The sequence below is a fragment of the Synechococcus sp. Cruz CV12-2-Slac-r genome (assembly GCF_024346075.1).
Taxonomy (GTDB): domain Bacteria; phylum Cyanobacteriota; class Cyanobacteriia; order PCC-6307; family Cyanobiaceae; genus Synechococcus_D.
Map to the genome: position 1 here is coordinate 1 of NZ_JAGQEK010000187.1, position 2,955 is coordinate 2,955.

Below are 2,955 nucleotides of genomic sequence, written 5' to 3' on the forward strand. Positions count from 1 at the left end.
TCGACCCCTCGCACAACACATGGCCTTCATGTAAAACCGTTACCGGAGCTTGGAGATCGCGAATGAAATCCATATCGTGCTCGATTACTAATACGGTATGGCTTCCACTAAGATCCTTCAACAAGGCAGCAGTGTGAGCCGTTTCTTCATCACTTAAACCTGCCACGGGTTCATCTACCAGCAAAAGATCCGGATCTTGCGCCACCAACATTGCGATCTCCAGCCACTGCTTTTGGCCGTGGGATAGGCCGCCAGCCAATTGCTGATCATGGCTAGCAAGACCCACCTGCAGTAATAATTGCTGCACCCTATCGCGCTGCTTACTTGGCAAATTACTGAACAAAAGCTTGAGGGGAGAGGATCCCTTAGCAACTGCCAGTTCAAGGTTTCGCCTGCAACTTAAATTTTCAATAACCCTGGGGGTTTGAAACTTGCGGCCGATTCCAAGGCGAACAATATGATGCTCCGGTTTACCAATCAGAGATTTTCCGCGAAACAACACCTCACCTTTTGAGGGTTTAACCTTACCGGTGATCACATCAAGAAAAGTAGTTTTTCCAGCTCCATTTGGGCCGATAACAGCCCGCAATTCGCCGCTTGTAAGTTTCAAATTAAGATCGTTTAGGGCAAGGAAACCATCAAAACTTACCGTTACCCCTTTTAGCTCAAGAAGTGTATTCATTGTTCTTGCTCAGAAACCGGCACTAGTAGATTCTTAAAACCACCATTACGCCACCAACCAACTAAACCATCAGGCAAAGCTGTTACCACCAAAAGAAATAAGCCCCCCTGGATAAATAACCAAGTTTCTGGAAGCTGCTCACTAATTAAACTCTTGGCAAAGTTAATTAATAGGGCACCAAGAATTGCACCCACCAATGTGCCGCGCCCCCCCACTGCAACCCAAATCACCATCTCAATCGAAAAGGGCACCGCCATAAATTGAGGCGAAACAATCCCAGACTGCACTGTATAAAGGGCTCCACTAATGCCGGCTAAAGCGCCAGCGATGGTAAAAACAACAGTTTTATATACCGCAGGGTTGTAACCGGTAAAACGCATCCGCTGTTCATCATCCCGCAAAGCGATTAATGCATCACCAAAACGACCTTTGATTAACCATCTACATAACAACCAAGCAAAAAATAAAATAAGAACAGTAAGAAAATATAGGCCCCTTTGCATAGCATCACTGCCAACAAGTTCACCTAGGAAACGAGCAGTATCTGTTTTCAGGCCATTGGTGCCATTAATAAGCTTTTGCTGGCCATTAAAGAAATTGTAAAATACAAGAAGGGCAGCTTGAGTGAGAATCGAAAAATAAACACCCCTAATACGATTGCGAAATACCAGAAATCCCAGAATTCCAGCAACCAATGCAGGTATCACCCAAATTGCAAAGAAAGTGAATAATCCCGAAGAAAATGGTTGCCAAAAAGCAGGCATACTTTTTACGCCATATAAACCAAAAAATTCAGGTAATTCACCAGGCGCTAGCGACTGCAACTGTAGATACATACCAAGGGCATAAGCACCTAGTGCAAAGAAAATACCTTGCCCTAGGCTCAATAAACCTGTGTAACCCCAAATAAGATCAATCCCCAAAGCCACAATACCAAGAGAAAGAAAACGCCCAAGTAAATTAAGCCTAAATGGTGGCAAGATCACTGGTAAGATAATTACCACAATTAAAAGTATTAGGCAGGGCAAATAACGAAATAAGGGGGTAGCCCTCGCGGAAACAAAGGGGGAATTCATATTTAAACCTCTGCCATACGGCCCTTAGGTGGAAATAATCCAGCTGGGCGAAACTGCAAAAATACAACAATTAATACAAATACCAACACCTTAGCCATTGAAGTGGTTGCAAAAAACGTAATTAATTCATTTAAACCCGCAGGCATTGTGGGCCATACCAACAGCAAAGATCCAGAACCAAGCACATAACTCAGCACACCAATACCAAGGGCGGCAAGCACTGTACCCAGCAATTTACCCACACCTCCTAGCACTACCACCATGAAACAATCAACAATGTAATTGCCACCAAGATTGGGCCCTACAGAGCCGAGTAAAGTAACTGCAACTCCAGCAACTCCAGCCAAACCAGAACCAACTAAAAAAGTGAGCGCATCAACGCTTTCAGTTGGAATACCTAGGCAACTACTCATAGATCGATTTTGAGTTACAGCGCGTATCCGAATACCCCACACACTTTTTTGCAGAAACCAATTCACTGCTATTAAAGAAATAAGTGTTAATACAATAATAAATAGCCTTGCTGTTGGCATATTAACGCCTGCGTAATCAATAGAGCCACGCAACCATTCAGGTGCCGTTACATCAATATTTCTTGCACTGAACCAAGCCTGATCCAGCAACCTCACGGAACCGAATAATGCAGCAGCGCCAACCCCTAATAAAGTTGCCAAGATCCAGTTGCCAACCTTAAAAATCAACGCCCAACGTTGCTTTATCCAATTGCTAGGTATTAGCCGCGGCAGTAATAAGCCGAGAACAGTAGTTAACAACAAACCCAAAATAAAGGCTGTTGAAACCGACCGTACAAACTGCTGCAAAATCAAACTAACGCCCCATGTGGCAAGTAAAGTTTCAAGGGGCCGCCCATATAATCTGCGGATAACTGTTGCTTCTAAAAGCAAGCCTGCAACACCGCTAACAATGAAAGCAAGTGGAATAGAAATTAAAATATAGATAGGAAACAAACCCTCAAGGGGGCCTGATTTCAATAGGTTTTGAACAACAAATGTGGTGTAAGCGCCCAGCATCATCAATTCACCATGGGCCATGTTTATCACACCCATCAAACCAAACACCACAGCCAAACCAAGTGCTGCTAAAACTAAAACTGAACCAATTGCTAAACCATTAAACAATGTGTCAAGAAATAAACTCATGCAACCACAATTTAAAAAAATAAATAATAACTAAAAA

General features: G+C 43.3%; 3 protein-coding genes. All 3 read right to left on the reverse strand.

The window, feature by feature from the left end:
• The coding region (gene urtD / locus KB557_RS10355; protein WP_255133935.1) for an urea ABC transporter ATP-binding protein UrtD at positions 1-682 on the reverse strand (682 nt) is incomplete at its 3' end.
• Positions 679-1,758 carry an urea ABC transporter permease subunit UrtC gene (gene urtC / locus KB557_RS10360; RefSeq protein WP_255133937.1) on the reverse strand — a complete coding sequence of 360 codons (1,080 nt, stop codon included), beginning with the start codon at positions 1,756-1,758 and terminating at the stop codon, positions 679-681. The genes urtD and urtC, both read right to left, overlap by 4 nt.
• Before the next feature lie 2 nt (positions 1,759-1,760).
• Positions 1,761-2,918, reverse strand: a complete 1,158-nt coding sequence (locus KB557_RS10365) for an ABC transporter permease subunit (RefSeq protein WP_255133939.1) — start codon at positions 2,916-2,918, stop codon at positions 1,761-1,763.
• Positions 2,919-2,955 lie beyond the last annotated feature (37 nt).

Excerpts from the sequence above, each read along its gene's own strand:
- urtC (WP_255133937.1), bottom strand. The coding sequence starts at position 1,758 with ATGAATTCCCCCTTTGTTTCCGCGAGGGCTACCCCCTTATTTCGTTAT.
- KB557_RS10365 (WP_255133939.1), bottom strand. The coding sequence starts at position 2,918 with ATGAGTTTATTTCTTGACACATTGTTTAATGGTTTAGCAATTGGTTCA.